The organism is Acidocella aromatica, assembly GCF_014201825.1.
GTDB lineage: Bacteria > Pseudomonadota > Alphaproteobacteria > Acetobacterales > Acetobacteraceae > Acidocella > Acidocella aromatica.
The window spans coordinates 108135-124896 of record NZ_JACHFJ010000008.1; the positions used below are offsets into that span (position 1 = coordinate 108135).

Genomic DNA, 16762 nt, shown 5'->3' on the forward strand with positions numbered 1-16762 from the left:
ATGGGGTTTAATTGCGGGATCGTGGGTTTGCCGAATGTGGGCAAGTCCACCCTGTTCAACGCGCTCACCGCCACGGTGGCGGCGCAGGCGGCGAATTATCCGTTCTGCACCATCGAGCCGAATGTCGGCCGCGTGGCGGTGCCGGATAAGCGCCTCACCAAGCTCGCCGAGGTTGGCAAGTCCCAGAAGATCGTGCCGACCAGCCTGGAATTCGTGGACATTGCCGGTCTGGTGCGCGGCGCCTCGAAGGGCGAGGGGTTGGGCAACCAGTTTCTGGCAAATATCCGCGAGGTGGACGCTATCGTGCATGTGCTGCGCTGCTTCGAGGACCCGGACGTGACCCACGTTGAAGGCTCCGTGGACCCGACCCGCGATGCCGAGACGGTGGAAACGGAGCTGATGCTGGCGGACCTCGAGAGCCTGACCAAGCGCGTGCCGAATTTGCAGAAGAAGGCCAAGAGCAATGATAAGCTGGCCGCCGCCGAGCTGGAGCTGATCGAGCCGATCATCGCAGCACTTGAGGCAGGCAAGCCGGCCCGCACCGCCATCCCCAAGGGCGAGGAAGAGGCGGTGAAGCGCCTCAATCTGATGACCTCCAAGCCCGTGCTGTATGTGTGCAATGTCGAGGAAGCCTCGGCTTCCACCGGCAACGCCTTCTCCGCCCGCGTGGCCGAGATGGCGGCGCAGCAGGGGGCGAAGCATGTGATCATCTCCGCGGCCATCGAGGCCGAGGTGAGCCAGTTGCCGGAGGAGGATCGCGAGGGCTTCCTCGCCGATCTGGGCCTTGAGGATAGCGGGCTGGACCGCATCATCCGCGCCGGTTACGCGCTGTTGGGGCTCATCACCTATTTCACCGTGGGGCCGAAGGAGACGCGCGCCTGGACCATCGTGCAGGGCACCAAGGCGCCGGGCGCGGCTGGCGTCATTCATGGCGATTTCGAGCGCGGCTTCATCGCGGCCGAGACCATCGCCTATGACGACTATATCGCCTTCAAGGGCGAGGCCGGGGCGCGCGAGGCGGGCAAGCTGAAGGTCGAAGGCAAGGAATATGTCGTCAAGGATGGCGACGTGATGCTGTTCCGCTTCAACGTATAACCGGTTAGGGTGGGGCATGTCCCTCGCCCGTATCATTGAAGCCATATTGTTCGGCGGCCGCTGGCTGACCGTTCCCATCTACCTCGCCATGCTCGGCCTGCTGGCCGTCGTGGTGGGGTATTTCCTCTATGAGTTCGCGAATACGCTGCCAGCTCTCGCGACGATGAGCGAGAGCGCGGTGGTGATCTTCACCCTCACGCTGATCGATCTTTCGCTCACGGCGAACCTGATCGTGCTGGTGATCTTCTCGGGCTATGAGAATTTCGTCCGCCGGGTGGGGCTAACGCCCCAGGATTCCAGGCCTGAATGGATGGGTAAGATCGATTTCGCCGAGCTGAAGCTGAAGCTGCTGGGCTCCATCACCGTGATCGCGGCGGTGGATTTGCTGCGCAGCTATCTGGAGATCGATGGCGAGACCGACCGCAATTTGATGTGGAAGGTGGTCATTGTGTCCGTGTTCGGCCTGTTGTCGTTGCTGTTTGCGCTGACCGACTGGATCACCGACAACGCCCATAAGAGCTAAGAAAGTTTCGGGAGTGCCGTTTTTTGAAAAACGGCACCGTAAAACGTTTAGAACAATACCAGATCGTCGCGGTGGATGGCCTCATCGCGTCCACGGAAGCCGAGCAGAGCCTCGAAATCCTCCGAGCGATGCCCGGCCAGGGTGGCCATCTCGATGCTGGAATAGGTGACGAGGCCGCGGGCAATGCGGGTGCCCTCGGCCGTCAGCACATCCACAGGATCGCCGCGCTCGAAGCTGCCAGTAACGGCCTTGATGCCCGCCGGAAGCAGGGATGAGCCGTTTTCCAGCGCCTTCACGGCCCCGGCGTCGATGGTCAGCGTGCCTTGCGGCGCCAGATGCCCGGCGATCCAACTCTTGCGCGCCGAGCGGCCCTCTGGCGCGGGCAGGAACCAGGTGCATTTGCCGCCCTTGGAGATGGCGGCGACGGGGTTGGGGCGGTTGCCCAGCGCGATGGCCATGGCGCAGCCCGCTTGGGTGGAGATATGCGCCGCCACCAGCTTGGTGCGCATGCCACCCGAGGAATAGCCCGGCGGGGGCTCGCCGCCCATGGCGTCGATCTCGGGGGTGATGACCGGCACCACGGGGATGTGCGAGGCTTCCGGGTCCTTGCGGGGGTCGGCGGTGTAAAGCCCGTCGATATCCGAGAGCAGGAGCAGCACGTCGGCCTGCATCATCTCGGCCACGCGGGCGGCCAAGCGGTCGTTGTCGCCATAGCGGATTTCGGCCGTGGCCACGGAGTCGTTCTCGTTGATGACCGGGACGCAGCCGAGCGAGAGCAAAGTGGAGAGCGTTGCGCGGGCGTTGAGGTAGCGGCGGCGGTCCTCGGTGTCGTCCAGCGTGATGAGTAGCTGGGCGGCGATGAGGGATTTTTCCGACAGCGTTTCCGCCCAGGCCTGGGCCAAGCGGATCTGCCCCACGGCAGCGGCGGCCTGCTTTTCGTCCAGCCGCAGTTTGGCGCCGTTCAGCCCGAGCTGGCGGCGGGCCAGCGCGATGGCGCCCGAGGAGACGACGATGATCTCGGCCCCCCGGCTGGCCAGGGCGGCGATGTCCTCGACCACGCCGCGCAGCCACTCCGTGCGGGGAGCGGCGGTGGCGGGGTCCACGATCAGCGCGCTGCCGATCTTGATGACAATGCGCTTGGCGGTGGCCAGCGAGGGGATCATGACTTCCGAGACTCGTTGATGACGTTCTGCAGCGCGCGCAGAACTTCCTTCACGCCTTCGCCGGTCACGGCGCAGATGGCCATTACCTTGGCCCCGGAGGCTTTCGCCAGGGCGGCCTTGCGGGAGGAGAGCTCGCGCGGGGTCATGGCGTCGGTCTTGTTCAGCACGATGATCTCGGGCTTCTCGGAGAGGCCGCCGCCATAGGCTTCCAACTCGTGGCGGATGGTGCGCCAGGCATCGACCACACCACCCGCGGCGCCGTCGATAAGGTGCAGCAGCACCGCGCAGCGCTCGACATGGCCGAGGAAGCGGTCACCCAGGCCGGTGCCTTCATGCGCGCCCTCGATCAGCCCGGGGATGTCGGCCAGCACGAATTCCTCGGTCATCGACAGACGCACCACGCCAAGCTGCGGGTGCAGCGTGGTGAAGGGGTAGTCGGCGATCTTGGGGTTGGCGCCGGAGACGGCCTTGAGGAAGGTGGATTTGCCCGCGTTCGGCAGGCCGACCAGACCGGCATCGGCGATCAGCTTCAGGCGTAGCCAGACCCAGCGCTCCTCGCCCGGCCAGCCTTTGTCCGCCCGGCGCGGGGCGCGGTTGGTGGAGGTCTTGAACCGGGCGTTGCCGAAGCCGCCATCGCCGCCCTTGCACAGCACGATGCGCATGCCGGGCTTATCCAGGTCCGCCAGCATGTTCTCGCGCTCGTCATCGAAGATCTGGGTGCCGACCGGCACCTTGATGACCAGCGGTTGTGCGCCCGCACCCGTGCGGTCCGAGCCTGCGCCGTTTCCGCCCTTCTTGGCGCGGAAATGCTGGGTGTAGCGGAAATCGATGAGCGTGTTCAGGTTCTCGACGGATTCGAACACGATATCCCCGCCCCGGCCGCCATCGCCGCCGTCGGGCCCGCCGAATTCGACGTATTTCTCACGCCGGAAGGCGACGACGCCGTCGCCGCCATCGCCTGATTTGATGAAGATTTTAGCTTGGTCGAGGAATTTCATGAGTGTGCTCCAACAAAAAAGGCCGGCTTGAGGCCGGCCTTGCTGCGGAGATTATCCGTATAGATTACTCAGCGGCCAGCTTGACCGGGGTGACCGAGACATGCACCCGGTCGTCGGCCTTACGCTCGAACAGCACGGTACCGTCGGTCAGGGCGAAGAGGGTGTGGTCGCGGCCAACGCCAACGTTGAGACCCGGCTTCACCTTGGTGCCGCGCTGGCGGATGATAATGTTGCCGGCAATCACGGCCTGGCCGCCGGACTTCTTGACGCCAAGGCGCCGGCCGGCGGTATCGCGACCGTTGCGGGACGAGCCGCCTGCTTTCTTATGTGCCATATTTCAGTGCTCCTTACGCCGCGTTGATGGAGGACACGCGCAGCACGGTCACATGCTGGCGATGGCCGTTCTTGCGGCGGCTGTTCTGCCGGCGGCGCTTCTTGAAGATGATGACTTTGTCCAGGCGGTCCTGGGCGATGACGGTGGCGGTGACGGTGGCGCCAGCAACCACGGGGGCGCCGAGCTTCAGCGAGCCCTCGCCGCCGACGGCCAGAACGTCGGTAAAGGTGACCGTGCTGCCGGCTTCCGCCTCCAGCTTCTCAACCTTCAGCACCGCGTCTTGCGTGACACGGTATTGTTTGCCGCCGGTGCGGATGACTGCGAACATGGTACTAAAAATCCTGTATCGACAAAACGAAGGACGCGGCCAAGCAAAAACCCAGCCGCGAGAGTGGCGCGTTATAGCCGGGCTGGGGCTGGTGTCAATGCGGATTCGTGACAGGGAGGGGGCAGAAAAGCTGCAAGCCTGTTGCCCAGCGCCACACCGCCCCTTATAAGCCCCCTCCAGCGACCCCCGGAGAGGTGCCAGAGTGGCCGATTGGGGCAGTCTCGAAAACTGTTGTGCGTGCAAGCGTACCGTGGGTTCGAATCCCACCCTCTCCGCCACCAACGCGCTAAAACCTAAAAAAGCACCAGCAAAATTCCTTTCGCTTTATTTGGCGTACACTTAGGCCGACACTTGTGACACGGATTTAGATGAAGATGCCACTGTGGTGGCGTCTTGGGTGGGGGGCAGGTCATGCGGTCCAGCAATCGGCCTTAGGGGCGTTACCATCGGGCTGTTACCTTGTTGCGCCTGTTATAAAGCCGCTTTGTTCCCGACTACTCCCGTAGGGGATTCCCGAAGCTTGGAATTTCTGATTCGAGACCTCGAAGCCGTGATTTGCACCAGAGGGTGTCATGGGCGCGACAGTTGGGATTATTGGGCGGACTATACGGGTGCCGAGTTGCGGGCCCAATCGGCCAAATGCGACGATGGTGCGCAGGGTCGTCGTATGCTGGCGTTGGTTCTGGAAGGCCGGTCGCGGAGGGAGGCTGCGGCGCTGAACGGCATGGACCGGCAAAACCCTTCGTGACTGGGTGCATTGTTACAGCGAAGCTGGCATGGAGGGGCTGAAGTCTTGTAACAGCCCTGGTCGGGAGCTGCGCAGATTGTACAACCTGAAGAACTGCCAAATAGTCGGCCGTTTGTAACCGTCAACTGCCGCAGTATCCGACATGATGGTGCCAGCACTAAAGACGGGGCCGGACATGATCATTTACCAGCAAGCCAGAAAAGCTTGACAACACCATTCTGCTCTCTATTCAAATTTTGAGAGGGGGCAGATTAATGTCACGTGAACGAGCTGACAAACTGAGGATGATGCCTTCCCGCGGCTTAGCAGCCATCAACCGACTCTTCCGGCGGCTGCGCGGGCGTAACGCCGGAGTGGCGCTCATGTTCGCGTTAACCCTGCCCCTCCTTCTGGCCATTACCGGTCTCTCCGTGGATGTGGGCATGTGGTACCAGAACCAAGTGGCACTGCAGTCTGCTGCTGATAGCGCGGCTCTGACCTCCGCGATGAACGATGCCCGGCTCGGGGCGACCACGGTAAGCGGCAAGGCTACGGCAGTGGAGGAGATTGCTGCCGTTGCGGCAGACTCCGCCACCAACTCCCAGTTCAATTTTGCGGCTAACAATACCAACAGCAACACCAATCCAATTATATCTGTCAGCTGCTGTTCGTCGAGTACGCCAACGGCGGTAGGTTCGTACACCTCCACCATCTCTTATACCGCCACCGTTAACGCGCCGCGCACGGGCTTCCTGTCGCATGTCGCTGGGATGGGGGTGAAAGGGCTTCCCGACGGCATCCAATATGCCTCCGCTAAAGCTTATATTGCAACGACCACACTCGTCACAGGGAATAGCTGCTTGGCCGTCAACCCGCAGGATGGCACGCAGACCGGCATCACCTTTATCAATGACAGTGGTGGTGGCAGTTCGGGGGGGATTTATGCCAACAACTGTTCCATTGTGGTGAATTGCGGCAACGGAGATACCGCTTTCAATCCCCCCAGCAGCGCCGGCTCGGATATTCAGGCGCAATCTATTGTGGTTGCGGCCGCTAGCGGCTGCACGGTCGGATACGGTTCCAACCTTAAGACAACCGCAGACGGAGGCTCCACAACTACTGCGTGTACCAGTAGTACAAGTGGCTGCAACCTGACAACTTCGACCGCCGCTGCCCCCGACCCAATGGCGACTATGGGTAATGCGTTGGGTGACCAAACCTCTGGCACTGCCGCATGGCAGGACGCATGCAAGGCAGCTGGGATGACTAGCACCACGACCAGCTCGATCAACTTATATACGTCTTCGCTTCCAGCTTTTGCTGGCCATATATACAGCGATTCTTCTGCTATAAACAATTATGGCACTACAATTCCCAGCTACACTATTAACCCGAATACCTACTGCGAGCCTCCGAATTCAACCGATACGTTCACTTCCACCCCTACTTCGCCTGGCACTTACTTCTTCCCGTACGGCTACAACCTCCCAGGCCAAGTCACTTTTGGTCCGGGCATTTATTATTTTGGTGGCAACCTCACAGGCTCAGGCGGCAACACGCTGAACAGTAATGGGGCGACATTGGTGTTCGTTGGCGGCGCGACCATCTCGATGGCCGGCAACGGTAACGGAAATAGCGCAAGCAAAGTTTCGCTCATCGCGCCGGATGCATCGCTGGGGGATGCCTGTTTGTCGCCACTGAAATACAACAATTCCAGCACACCTTCAGCGGACGCTAACACGCTTGACGGGACCAATGGCGGCGGCATTTGTGGCATTGCAATTTACCAGGGTCGGAATGACAGCGCAGGCATGACGCTGGTCGGTAATACCGCCTCCACTATCATTGGTATTATTTATGCGCCAAAAACAAGTTTGACCTTGAGCGGCGGCGGTGGTTTTGCCGCTGGAGAATACTCTTCTGGTACTCTGAATGACCAGACAGGAACGCTCGCGGTCATGGTCAATAGCGTGACGCTCAACGGCAATGGCAGCCTCAAGCTTAATCTGAACACGAGTGACAACGCAGGCAATACGGCCAGCCAGCTGACGCAAACGATCGTCTCGACAACACCGCCATGGTTGATCAATTAGAATGGCGCTGGCCAGCATGGATCGTCCTCATTTGCCATCTCTGCTTAATGTGCTGAGGCTGGCGCGCCCGTTTGCGGCGTGTCGCTATGCCGGGGCGGCGGTTGAATTCGCGCTGATCGGTTTGGCGTTTTTTGGCTACCTGATGGCGATCATCAATCTTGGAATGCTTGGGCTGACGCTAAGCGTCATGCAGCGCTCCCTGGAATTGACGGCCCGCACCACCGCAGTGAGTGTTGCTGCGAACGGCTCAACTGCAACATGCCCCACCGTTGCTACGGTGCAAAACTATTTCAACAGGTTCTCGGCGCCGATCATTCCGGCCAATGCGGTCACGTTGACGTTTTATTCATATTCCACAACCGGAAATGTTACCCAGCTGGGATCTACAGCCTCCCCGTGGGTGAAGTCGGGTAGCGGGCTCAACGGAAGCTATATCGCTGTCAACGCCTCCTATAACTGGAAACCTATCGGTTTTTCCAAGTTCGGGGGGGTTACGCTGACCCTTACGACTGTCGCATTCTCGACTGGCGCCGCGACATGCACATGATCTTAAAACGCCTGCGGCGCTCCGGGCGCCGCGCCAATGTGAGTGTCGAATTCGCGTTGATTGCTGCGTTGTTCCTGCTGCCGTTATTTGGTGGCAGTGTCGATATGGTGCAGTATATTTCAGCCAAGGACCAGCTGAATACGGCGCTGCAATCGCTCTATTATTATGCTCTCACATACGCACCAGGCACCTACACCGCTGGTGTGGCGCCAACAAGCCTGGCCGATCCGACGATAATTGTCTCTGCCGCGAACACGAATAAGGTTCTCGCGCTAATGGCCAATAAGGTGCGCCCGCTCACTTTGGTTGCGGGCTATCCAACCATTACCTATTATTGCCTCGACCGGAGTGGAAACAAGATAACCGCCACGGCGAACAATCAGTGCACCTCTACCTACCCGTATGAACAAATTTTTGTTCAGTATCAGATACAAACAACGGTTAATTTTATCGTTCCAATGCCATTTATTTTTTCTAACCCATTGCCGCTTACAGCCACGGGCTCTGTGGAAATTTTTTAAAATGTGCTTACGGGCGCGGCAGTTGTGAACTGTGGGATTTAAATTAACTCCGCTGTTTTCTCGCATGATGGCGCATCGTTTTGGGTATATGCGGCATTATGTATTCCTTCTCGCCGTTTCGTGAGAGGAGAGGTGGCTGGCCGGTGAGACGAAGAGTGAATAGCTTGGCGGACAACGGCGTGGGGCTGCGGGAGTCGCTCAACCGGCTCTGGCCGCTTTCGGCGGGGTAAACGCGGCGGCGTTTTTATTCACGCCGCCGTTGGTGTCTCAGTTCCCGAGCAGGCCCTTGAGCTGGCTGCCGACACCATTCGTGATCGAACCACCGTTCTTGATGGCGCCTTGCAGCGCGCCCTGCGCGGCGGCCTGCAGTTGCTGTGTCAGAGCGGTCGAGGCAACCTTGGTCGCTTCGTTGGTAATCGCCCCCAGCACCTGGTTCGCGACTTCCGCCGCGGTGGCACCGCCGCTGGCCTGGCCGATATTGGTCAGGTGGATGTCCGGCAGCGGCACGGTGAGGCTGCGGCCGTTAAGCGCCTCGGCGGCGACGCTGATCTGTCCGCCGGTGACATACAGATCCTTGATGATCTCCTTGCGATTCGCGCCGCCGCTCTGTTGCTGCTGGGCGGGCTGCTGTTGTCCGCTACTGCCGGCATAGGCCTGCACGTTGCGCTGGATGGTCTGCAGGTTGCTGCCGTCGCCCAGGCCTTTCACCTCATAGGTGACGTGTGGCTGCGCGATGGTAACGGTGTCGATCACGATCGGGCCGTTGCCGGCGATGCTGGAGGTGTCCACCTGAACGGCGGCATCACCCAGGGTGAGCGCCTGGCTGGAGGAGTATCCCGCCGGGTTGCTGATGCTGATGCCGGAGATCGACCCGGCCCCGGAGGTGAGTGAGAGATGCACCCGGTCGACCGAGACGGCGGTCTGGGTGGCGGCGGAGCCGTATTTCTCGATGGCCGCCTTGATCAGCGAATCAAGGTTGGAGAACAGGAAGTAGGCCGCTCCCGCGATGAGCGCGAGCAGCACGGCAAGCGCGATACCAAGTTTTTTCCACATGAGGGGGTCCTTTTCGGCTGGCATTTGTCCCGGCTTCGAATCTAAACCGCAGATTGCGGCGCGGAAAGGGCAAAGCCAGGGCGGCGGATGAATTGTCACGCGGGGCTGCGTTGCCTCGACGCGCTGCGTTGGCTAGCTTGCCGCGCATGATGCGGATCCTCATGTCCGGCCTGATTCTGCTGGGGGCGGCCGGCCCGGCTTTGGCGGATGGGCTACCGGCGCGCGAGCCTGGGTTGTGGCAGAGCGCCTCGACGGTGACTGGCCCGGATGGCCAGCCGCTGGCCAATGCCGTGAATGTGGTGACGGTAAGCTGCGTGGATGCGCTGACCGACCAGAAGTTCTTTCTTAGCAACCAGAGCGCCTGTAACACCCTGACCGTCTCCGGTGGTGGCAATACCTACAGAATCGATGGCACTTGCAGAGGGAATGGCAAGACTTCGGCGATCCACGAGACGCTGGACTATGCCGACAGCAAGGATGTGACCCTAACCGCGAAGCTTGGGCAGATGACTGTGCATTCCCGGCTGCAATGGCAGGGCGTCTGCCCTGATGGGATGCAGCCGGGCGACGAGGGCGATATCGAGAACGGGGCCTTCGTGAAGGCCGACAATATCAACGATCAAGCCAATCAGTAGCATATCTCCTCCGGCGCGCGGCGCCATTCCCTTGCGCGAGGCCCAGAGGCTGGCCATCATGGCGAGCCTCGGTTTTGCCTCGGGCCTGCCCTGGGCGCTCTCGGGCCCCACTTTGCGCATGTGGATGTCGACTGAGCATGTCGGGCTCGGGCTGATCGGGCTGACGGCGAACATCAGTCTCGCCTATCTGCTGAAATTCGTCTGGGCGCCGGTGTTCGACGAGGTGAAGCCGCTCTTCCTCGGGCGGCGGCGGGGCTGGCTGATCACGGTGCAGCTCGCATTGGCCGGGGCCATCGCGGCGCTGAGCCTGAGCGACCCGGTAGCGCATATCGGGCTGACCTTGGCGCTGGGCGCGCTGGTGGCGTTCTGCTCGGCCAGCCAGGACATCATTATCGACGCCTGGCGCATCGAGAGCTTTGCCCCCAAGATGCAAGGGGCCGCGCTGGCGGCTGAGGTCTGGGGCTGGCGCGTGGCGTTCCTGGTCTCCAATGCCGGGGTGATCGCGCTTTCGGTGAAGACTGGCTGGCATGTGGCCATGGGGCTGATGGCGGCGCTGGCCCTGCTGGGGCTGGCGGCAACTTTGCTGGCCGCCGAGCCAGAGGTGCAGCGGGAGCGCATGCCCGCCGGGGTGGGGGCGCGTTTTGCCGTGGCGGTGAAGGAGCCGCTGACGGAATTCCTCTCGCGGCGCGGGGCGGCGGTGGCGCTGGCCTTTATTCTGCTGTTCCGGCTTGGCGGGGCGCTCGGCGCGCCGATGCTGGCACCTTATTATACGTGGCTGGGGTTCAACCGCGCCGCCATCGCGGTGGCGAATGGGCCGGTCTCGTTGCTCTGCGGCCTTGCGGGCACGGCGCTGGGGGCGGTGCTGGTGGCACGCATCGGCGTGGGACGGGCGCTGCTGTTTACCGCGCTGCTGCAAGTGGCGGCCTTGTGCATGTATCCGGTGCTGGGGCTGTTTCCGCACGCGCCGCATATCCTGATGGCGATTTCGGCACTGGAGGCCTTTACCGACGCGTTCTCGGATACCGCCTTCCTCTCTTATATGTCCGGCCTGTGCCACCCGGAGCATACGGCCACGCAATACGCGCTGCTCTCCTCCCTGGCGCCACTGGCGCTGCACACCGTGGCCGGGGCCTCGGGCTTCGTGGCGCAAAAAATCGGGTTCCTGCCGTTCTTCCTTGGCTGTGCGGGCGCCGCATTGCCCGGCGTGCTGCTGCTGGTGGTGATTCTACGCGCCTACCCGCCAGCGGAGCGGCGGGCGGCTGTCGTACAGGGATAACACCTGTGCCCGGGCTTTGGGTGTATGCTGCGTTCGCCAGGGGGAAGCCCGGCGGATTTGCATAGCAGGAGGAAAGCCATGCCGAAAAAAATTCTTATGATCGTCGGAGATTTTGGCGAAGACTATGAGATCATGGTGCCGTTCCAGGCGCTGATCGCCGTGGGACACAATGTGGACGCGGTATGCCCGGACAAGAAGGCGGGTGAGAAGATCGCCACCGCCATCCATGATTTCGAGGGCCACCAGACCTATACCGAGAAGCCGGGGCATAATTTCACGCTCAATGCCAGCTTTGCCGAGGTGAAGGCCGAGGATTACGATGCGCTGGTGGTGCCGGGCGGCCGCGCGCCGGAGTATCTGCGCTTGAATCAGAAGGTGCTGGAAGTGGTGAGGCACTTCTTTGCCGCCAACAAGCCGGTGGCCGCGATTTGCCATGGCGCGCAGCTTCTGGCCGCCGCCGGGGTGCTGGAAGGGCGGCATTGCTCGGCTTACCCAGCCTGCGGCCCCGAGGTGACGCTGGCCAAGGGCACATACGCCAATATCGCCGTGGATGCCGCCGTGACGGATGGCAATCTCGTCAGCGCCCCGGCTTGGCCCGCGCATCCGGCTTGGCTGGCGCAGTTCCTCACCCTGCTCGGCACCAAGATCACGCACTGAGCCGGGTGCTGCCTTCCATCCGGCGCCTGTGTTAATCTGGCGCCAGATGGGTGAAGGAGAGGCTGGTGTGCAGGCTGTTTGTCGGCGCTGATCCGGCGCTATGGGAGAAGGCGACGCATTCGCTGCGGTTGCATGGGGTGAGCACGAGCATCCGCATCGAGGCGTTTTTCTGGCGGGTGCTGGAGGAGGTCGCGAGGCGGGATGGGCTGACCCTGAACGAGTTGATCACCCGTCTGTACGATGAGGTGGCGCAGGCGGACCGGGATGCGGTGAATTTCGCTTCGTTCCTGCGGGTATGTTGCGGGCGGTATCTGGCCTTGCAGCTCGCGGGGGAGATCCCCGAGGATCGGGCGGTGCCGATCCGCACGTTGGATGCCCAGGCGATTTTGGAACGCGAGCGTCGCCAGCGCCTGGTGACAGTGGATGCGGGTTGAGTATGAAGATGACCGCCTGCGCATCAGCTATAGCCCGGGAGACACCGATACCGCGGTGATCGCCTTTGCCGGGGTGGGGTTGGCCCTGGGCGGGATCCAGCTCGAGGAATTCAGCGCAAGCCTCGCGCGCGGCGGGCAAGGCGGCCAGCCAGCGACTGTCTTCGTCATCGATAAGCGGCGCAGCTGGTACAACGATGGGATCGCGGCGCCGATTGTCGAGTGCGTGACGGTGCTGCTGGAGCGGCTGCGGGCGCGCCGGGTGATCGCGCTCGGCAACAGCATGGGCGGGTTTGGCGCGTTGGCGCTGGGGCCGCGTTTTCCCGGCTGTGTCCGGGTGATCGCCTTTTCGCCGCAATCCTCGGTGCGGCTTGATTTGGTGCCGTTTGAGACACGCTGGCCGGAATGGCGGGCTGGGATCTCGCAATGGGATCTACCCGATGCCGCGGGACTGGCGGATGAGGTGGAGAGTCATCTGTTCTTTGGGCGGAGCGATAGTCTGGACATGCAACACGCCGTGCGCTTCGCCGCCGCCGCTTTGCCGTCCCGGCATATCTACCGTGTGGCGGGAACAGACCATGATCTGGCGCGGGATTTGAAGCGCCGGGGGGCGTTGGCGCCGTTGCTGGAGGCGCTGATTTGGACGGAAAAGCTGGAGTCTGAGGCAGTTGCGCGTATCGCGGCGCGTGGTGGCTCATGGCTGGCGCGCAAATTCGGGCGCATCCGCTTAACCCCACTTGAGGCAAATCAAGGTCCTACCCATATCTGACTGGCAAGGTTTGGTTGCCTATTGAGGGACCAAACTTGGCGTTGCCTTTTTGAAGGGACGATAAGGGAGCAGAATTATGGATTTTGAAAAATTCACTGAACGCGCGCGCGGATTTGTGCAGGCGGCGCAGACCATCGCCATGCGCGAATATAACCAGCAGATCACGCCGGAGCATCTGCTCAAGGCGTTTCTGGATGACGAGGAAGGCGCTGCCAGCGGGCTGATCCGTATGGCGGGCGGCGACCCTGCTGCCGCAAAGCGCGCGGTGGACGAGGCGGTGCACAAGATTCCCAAGGTGCAGGGCTCGGGGGCTGGGCAGCCGGGGCTGACGCCGGATTTCGTGCGCGTGCTGGATGCCGCGCAGCAGGCCGCGGCCAAGGCGGGAGACGCCTTCGTGGCGCAGGACCGTATTCTGGTGGCGTTGGCGGCGAGCGGCACGGCAGCGGGTAAGGCGTTGCAGGCGGCAGGTGTTTCCGCCCAGGCGCTGGAGCGCGCTGTGAACGAGGTGCGCAAGGGCCGCAAGGTGGATTCCGCCACGGCCGAGCAGCAATTCGACGCGCTGAAGAAATACGCCCGTGACGTGACGCAGCTCGCCCGTGAGCAGAAGCTGGACCCGGTGATCGGGCGCGACGAGGAGATCCGCCGCGCCATTCAGGTGCTGGCGCGGCGCACCAAGAATAATCCGGTGCTGATCGGCGAGCCGGGCGTGGGTAAGACCGCGATTGTGGAGGGGCTGGCCCTGCGCATCGTGAATGGCGATGTGCCGGAGAGCCTGCGCAACAAGCGTGTGTTGTCGCTGGACCTCGGCGCGCTGGTGGCGGGCGCGAAGTTCCGGGGCGAGTTCGAGGAGCGGCTGAAGGCCGTGCTGAAGGAGATCGAGTCCGCCGAGGGCGAGATCATCTTGTTCATCGATGAGATGCACACGCTGGTGGGCGCGGGCAAGGCGGATGGGGCGATGGACGCCTCCAACTTGCTGAAGCCGGAATTGGCCCGTGGCGCGCTGCATTGCGTGGGCGCGACGACGCTGGATGAATACCGCAAATACATCGAGAAGGACGCGGCGCTGGCGCGGCGCTTCCAGCCGGTTTTCGTGGATGAACCGAGTGTGGCCGACACCATCTCGATCCTGCGCGGGATCAAGGAGAAATACGAGCTGCACCATGGCGTGCGCATCGCGGATGCGGCGCTGGTGGCGGCGGCGACCCTCTCCAACCGGTACATCACGGACCGCTTCCTGCCCGATAAAGCCATCGACCTTGTGGATGAGGCGGCGAGCCGCCTGCGTATGCAGGTGGATAGCAAGCCCGAGGCGTTGGACGAGCTGGACCGTCGGCTGATCCAGTTGAAGATCGAGCGTGAGGCGCTGAAGAAGGAGACCGACACGGCCTCGCGCGAGCGGCTGGAGAAGCTGGAGCATGAGCTGGCGCAGCTGGAGGAGGAATCCACCGGACTGACCGCGAAATGGCAGGCGGAGAAGGCGCAGCTGACCGAGACGCAGAAGCTGAAGGAGCAGCTGGAGCAAGCGCGCAACGATGTGGAGGTGGCGCAGCGCAAGGGTGATCTCGGCCGGGCCTCTGAGCTTCTCTACGGGCGCATCCCCGAGCTTGAGAAGCAGCTTGCCGACAAGCAGGACGGCCAGATGGTGAACGATGCGGTGACGGAGGATCAGATCGCCGCCGTCGTCTCGCGCTGGACCGGGGTGCCGGTGGAGAAGATGCTGGAAGGCGAGCGCGCCAAGCTGCTCCACATGGAGGACAACCTGCGTAACCGTGTGGTGGGGCAGGAGGCGGCGCTGGTCGCGGTGTCCAACGCGGTGCGCCGTGCGCGGGCCGGGTTGCAGGATCCGAACCGGCCGATTGGCTCCTTCCTGTTCCTCGGGCCGACGGGCGTGGGCAAGACCGAGCTGACCAAGGCGTTGGCCGAGTTCCTGTTCGACGATGAGCGTGCGATGGTTCGGATCGACATGAGCGAATTCATGGAGAAGCACTCCGTCTCGCGGTTGATCGGCGCGCCTCCGGGTTATGTGGGCTATGACGAGGGCGGCGTGCTGACCGAGGCCGTGCGCCGGCGCCCCTATCAGGTGGTGCTGTTCGACGAGGTGGAGAAGGCGCATGAGGATGTGTTCAACATCTTGTTGCAAGTGCTCGACGACGGCCGCCTGACCGACGGCCAGGGCCGGACCGTGGATTTCAAGAACACGATCATCGTGCTCACCTCCAACCTGGGTTCGGACATTTTGGCCGCGCAGAAGGAGGGCGAGGATGTACGCTTGGCCGAGGCGGGGGTGATGGCGCGGGTGCGCGAGCATTTCCGGCCTGAATTCCTCAATCGCCTGGACGAGATCGTGCTGTTCCACCGCCTGCAGCGCGTGGATATGGCGAGCATCGTCACCATTCAGCTCAAGCGGCTGGAGGCCTTGCTGGCCGAGCGCAACATCCGGCTCGACCTCGACCAGTCGGCGAAGGACTGGCTGGCCGAGGCGGGGTACGACCCGGTCTATGGCGCGAGGCCGCTGAAGCGGGTGATCCAGCGCAACCTTCAGAACCCGCTGGCCGGGCTGATCTTGGAGGGGGCAGTGAAGGATGGTGACACCGTGAAAATATCCGGCTCGGAGGCTGGATTAGTGATCGGCGGTCACCTGGCCGAAGCGGCATAAGCGTTAAGCTCCCCGGGTTCTACCAACCCGGGGAGTTTTTTTATGTCTGAGACCGCCTTGCTCGTGATCGATGTGCAGAATGTTTATGCGCTGCCGGAATCGCCGCTTTGTGTGCCGAAATTCGAGGAGTCCCTGGGGCGGATCAACAAGCTGATCGAGGCCTGTGCGGCCAAGGGCAAGCCGGTGATCTATGTGCGCCACGCCCACCGTGCGGATGGGCGTGATGCCGGGCGGATGTTTGATTTCGCCGGGACGGCGGAGCCGGTGAGCTTTGTCGAGGGCAGTTTTGCGGCCGAATATGTGCCGGGGCTAAAGATTTTGCCCGATGGCTTGCACATGGTGAAGCGGCGCTATTCCTGCTTCGAGGGCACCGAGCTGGAGGCGATCTTGCGTAGCTTGGGCGTCAACCGCGTGGCAATCTGCGGCTACATGACGAATTTCTGCTGCGAGACCACGGCCCGCGTGGCGCATGACAAGGATTACTTCGTGGACTTCATCGCCGACGCCACCGGAACCCCCGATTTGGGGCCCGAATTGACCCAGGAAAAAATCATCGAAGTCACGAGCGCAACGCTAAACTCTGGATTTACAAAGGTTTTTTCGACTTTTTTATGGGTTTCTGAGCTATGCTGAAAATGCATACCGAGAATGCTGACGCGTAAAAGTGGGGCGGTTTTGCTGCTCCAGCCCAGGAAAGTCCTGGGAAAATTGGGTGGGTAGGATGGTTTTGGGGGTTTATGACCGTGCGTTGACAGGCTGGGCTGGTTAGACGTAAAAGCCGCTCACGCTTTGAGCGACGGCGCTTCCCGAAAGGTACCGGAAACGGTGCCTTTCATGTTTCGCCTCTAGGTTGGAGCGTTTGTTGTTTGACAATTGCATAGGCTGGGAAGGGATACGCTGGTGGCGTTTCCGGGTTGGGGTTTTTGCTCTGACTTGCTGGATCTGACTTTGGTTAG

The 16762-nt window shown here is 62.0% G+C and carries 17 protein-coding genes and 1 tRNA gene; 13 read left to right on the forward strand and 5 right to left on the reverse strand.

All coding sequences use genetic code 11. From position 1 onward, the window contains the following. Together ychF and HNP71_RS09625 are read left to right on the forward strand one after the other, a co-directional pair. On the forward strand, window positions 1–1095 hold the full coding sequence (gene ychF, locus HNP71_RS09620; RefSeq protein ID WP_183266694.1) for a redox-regulated ATPase YchF: 1095 nt from the start codon (window positions 1–3) through the stop codon (window positions 1093–1095). Window positions 1096–1111: 16 nt separating this feature from the next. Then, a complete protein-coding gene (locus tag HNP71_RS09625) occupies window positions 1112–1618 on the forward strand; it encodes a YqhA family protein (protein ID WP_183266695.1) in 507 nt (168 codons plus the stop codon). Window positions 1619–1665: 47 nt separating this feature from the next. On the opposite strand, the gene proB is transcribed toward HNP71_RS09625, so the two are convergent. The 4 genes from proB to rplU all read right to left on the reverse strand — a co-directional run bounded on the left by proB (window position 1666) and on the right by rplU (window position 4441). Then, entirely contained in the window at window positions 1666–2781 is a 1116-nt protein-coding gene (gene proB, locus HNP71_RS09630; protein WP_183266696.1) for a glutamate 5-kinase, read from the reverse strand. Next, window positions 2778–3779, reverse strand: a complete 1002-nt coding sequence (gene obgE / locus HNP71_RS09635) for a GTPase ObgE (protein WP_183266697.1) — start codon at window positions 3777–3779, stop codon at window positions 2778–2780. Before obgE ends, proB begins: the two co-directional genes overlap by 4 nt. Window positions 3780–3843: 64 nt before the next feature. After that, the gene (rpmA, locus tag HNP71_RS09640) at window positions 3844–4113 is read right to left on the reverse strand and encodes a 50S ribosomal protein L27 (RefSeq protein WP_183266698.1); all 270 of its coding nucleotides are present in this window, start codon (window positions 4111–4113) and stop codon (window positions 3844–3846) included. A 13-nt stretch (window positions 4114–4126) separates the two neighbouring features. Then, entirely contained in the window at window positions 4127–4441 is a 315-nt protein-coding gene (rplU, locus tag HNP71_RS09645; RefSeq protein ID WP_183266699.1) for a 50S ribosomal protein L21, read from the reverse strand. Window positions 4442–4629: 188 nt separating this feature from the next. On the opposite strand from rplU, the gene HNP71_RS09650 reads away from it, so the two are divergent. From HNP71_RS09650 to HNP71_RS09665, 4 genes are all read left to right on the forward strand, one after another. Further along, window positions 4630–4719, forward strand: a tRNA-Ser gene (locus tag HNP71_RS09650). 832 nt (window positions 4720–5551) lie between these two features. Continuing rightward, complete coding sequence (locus HNP71_RS09655; protein ID WP_183266700.1) at window positions 5552–7261, forward strand: TadE family protein; 1710 nt, start codon at window positions 5552–5554, stop codon at window positions 7259–7261. A gap of 1 nt (window position 7262) precedes the next feature. Beyond that, window positions 7263–7808 (forward strand): TadE/TadG family type IV pilus assembly protein, encoded by a 546-nt coding sequence (locus tag HNP71_RS09660; protein ID WP_183266701.1) that lies wholly within the window; start codon window positions 7263–7265, stop codon window positions 7806–7808. After that, complete coding sequence (locus HNP71_RS09665) at window positions 7799–8329, forward strand: TadE/TadG family type IV pilus assembly protein (protein WP_183266702.1); 531 nt, start codon at window positions 7799–7801, stop codon at window positions 8327–8329. Before HNP71_RS09660 ends, HNP71_RS09665 begins: the two co-directional genes overlap by 10 nt. 267 nt (window positions 8330–8596) lie before the next feature. On the opposite strand, the gene HNP71_RS09670 is transcribed toward HNP71_RS09665, so the two are convergent. Then, window positions 8597–9382, reverse strand: coding sequence for a hypothetical protein (locus tag HNP71_RS09670; protein ID WP_183266703.1), 786 nt, complete (start codon window positions 9380–9382; stop codon window positions 8597–8599). A gap of 146 nt (window positions 9383–9528) precedes the next feature. Between HNP71_RS09670 and HNP71_RS09675 the strand changes: the two genes are divergently transcribed. The 7 genes from HNP71_RS09675 (at window position 9529) to HNP71_RS09705 (ending at window position 16439) form a co-directional block, all read left to right on the forward strand. Beyond that, the gene (locus HNP71_RS09675; RefSeq protein WP_183266704.1) at window positions 9529–10017 is read left to right on the forward strand and encodes a DUF3617 domain-containing protein; all 489 of its coding nucleotides are present in this window, start codon (window positions 9529–9531) and stop codon (window positions 10015–10017) included. A gap of 31 nt (window positions 10018–10048) precedes the next feature. Further along, the gene (locus HNP71_RS09680; RefSeq protein ID WP_408840853.1) at window positions 10049–11293 is read left to right on the forward strand and encodes an AmpG family muropeptide MFS transporter; all 1245 of its coding nucleotides are present in this window, start codon (window positions 10049–10051) and stop codon (window positions 11291–11293) included. A 78-nt stretch (window positions 11294–11371) separates the two neighbouring features. Next, entirely contained in the window at window positions 11372–11950 is a 579-nt protein-coding gene (locus HNP71_RS09685; protein ID WP_183266706.1) for a DJ-1/PfpI family protein, read from the forward strand. Window positions 11951–12015: 65 nt separating this feature from the next. Further along, a complete protein-coding gene (locus tag HNP71_RS09690; protein ID WP_183266707.1) occupies window positions 12016–12384 on the forward strand; it encodes a ribbon-helix-helix domain-containing protein in 369 nt (122 codons plus the stop codon). Further along, window positions 12374–13150: an alpha/beta fold hydrolase gene (locus HNP71_RS09695; RefSeq protein WP_183266708.1), complete on the forward strand. Its 777-nt coding sequence runs from the start codon at window positions 12374–12376 to the stop codon at window positions 13148–13150. The genes HNP71_RS09690 and HNP71_RS09695 overlap by 11 nt, the downstream gene beginning before the upstream one ends. Before the next feature lie 76 nt (window positions 13151–13226). After that, on the forward strand, window positions 13227–15806 hold the full coding sequence (gene clpB, locus HNP71_RS09700) for an ATP-dependent chaperone ClpB (RefSeq protein WP_183266709.1): 2580 nt from the start codon (window positions 13227–13229) through the stop codon (window positions 15804–15806). Between the two features lie 42 nt (window positions 15807–15848). Then, window positions 15849–16439 carry a cysteine hydrolase family protein gene (locus HNP71_RS09705; RefSeq protein ID WP_183266710.1) on the forward strand — a complete coding sequence of 197 codons (591 nt, stop codon included), beginning with the start codon at window positions 15849–15851 and terminating at the stop codon, window positions 16437–16439. The last annotated feature ends 323 nt before the right edge of the window (window positions 16440–16762 follow it).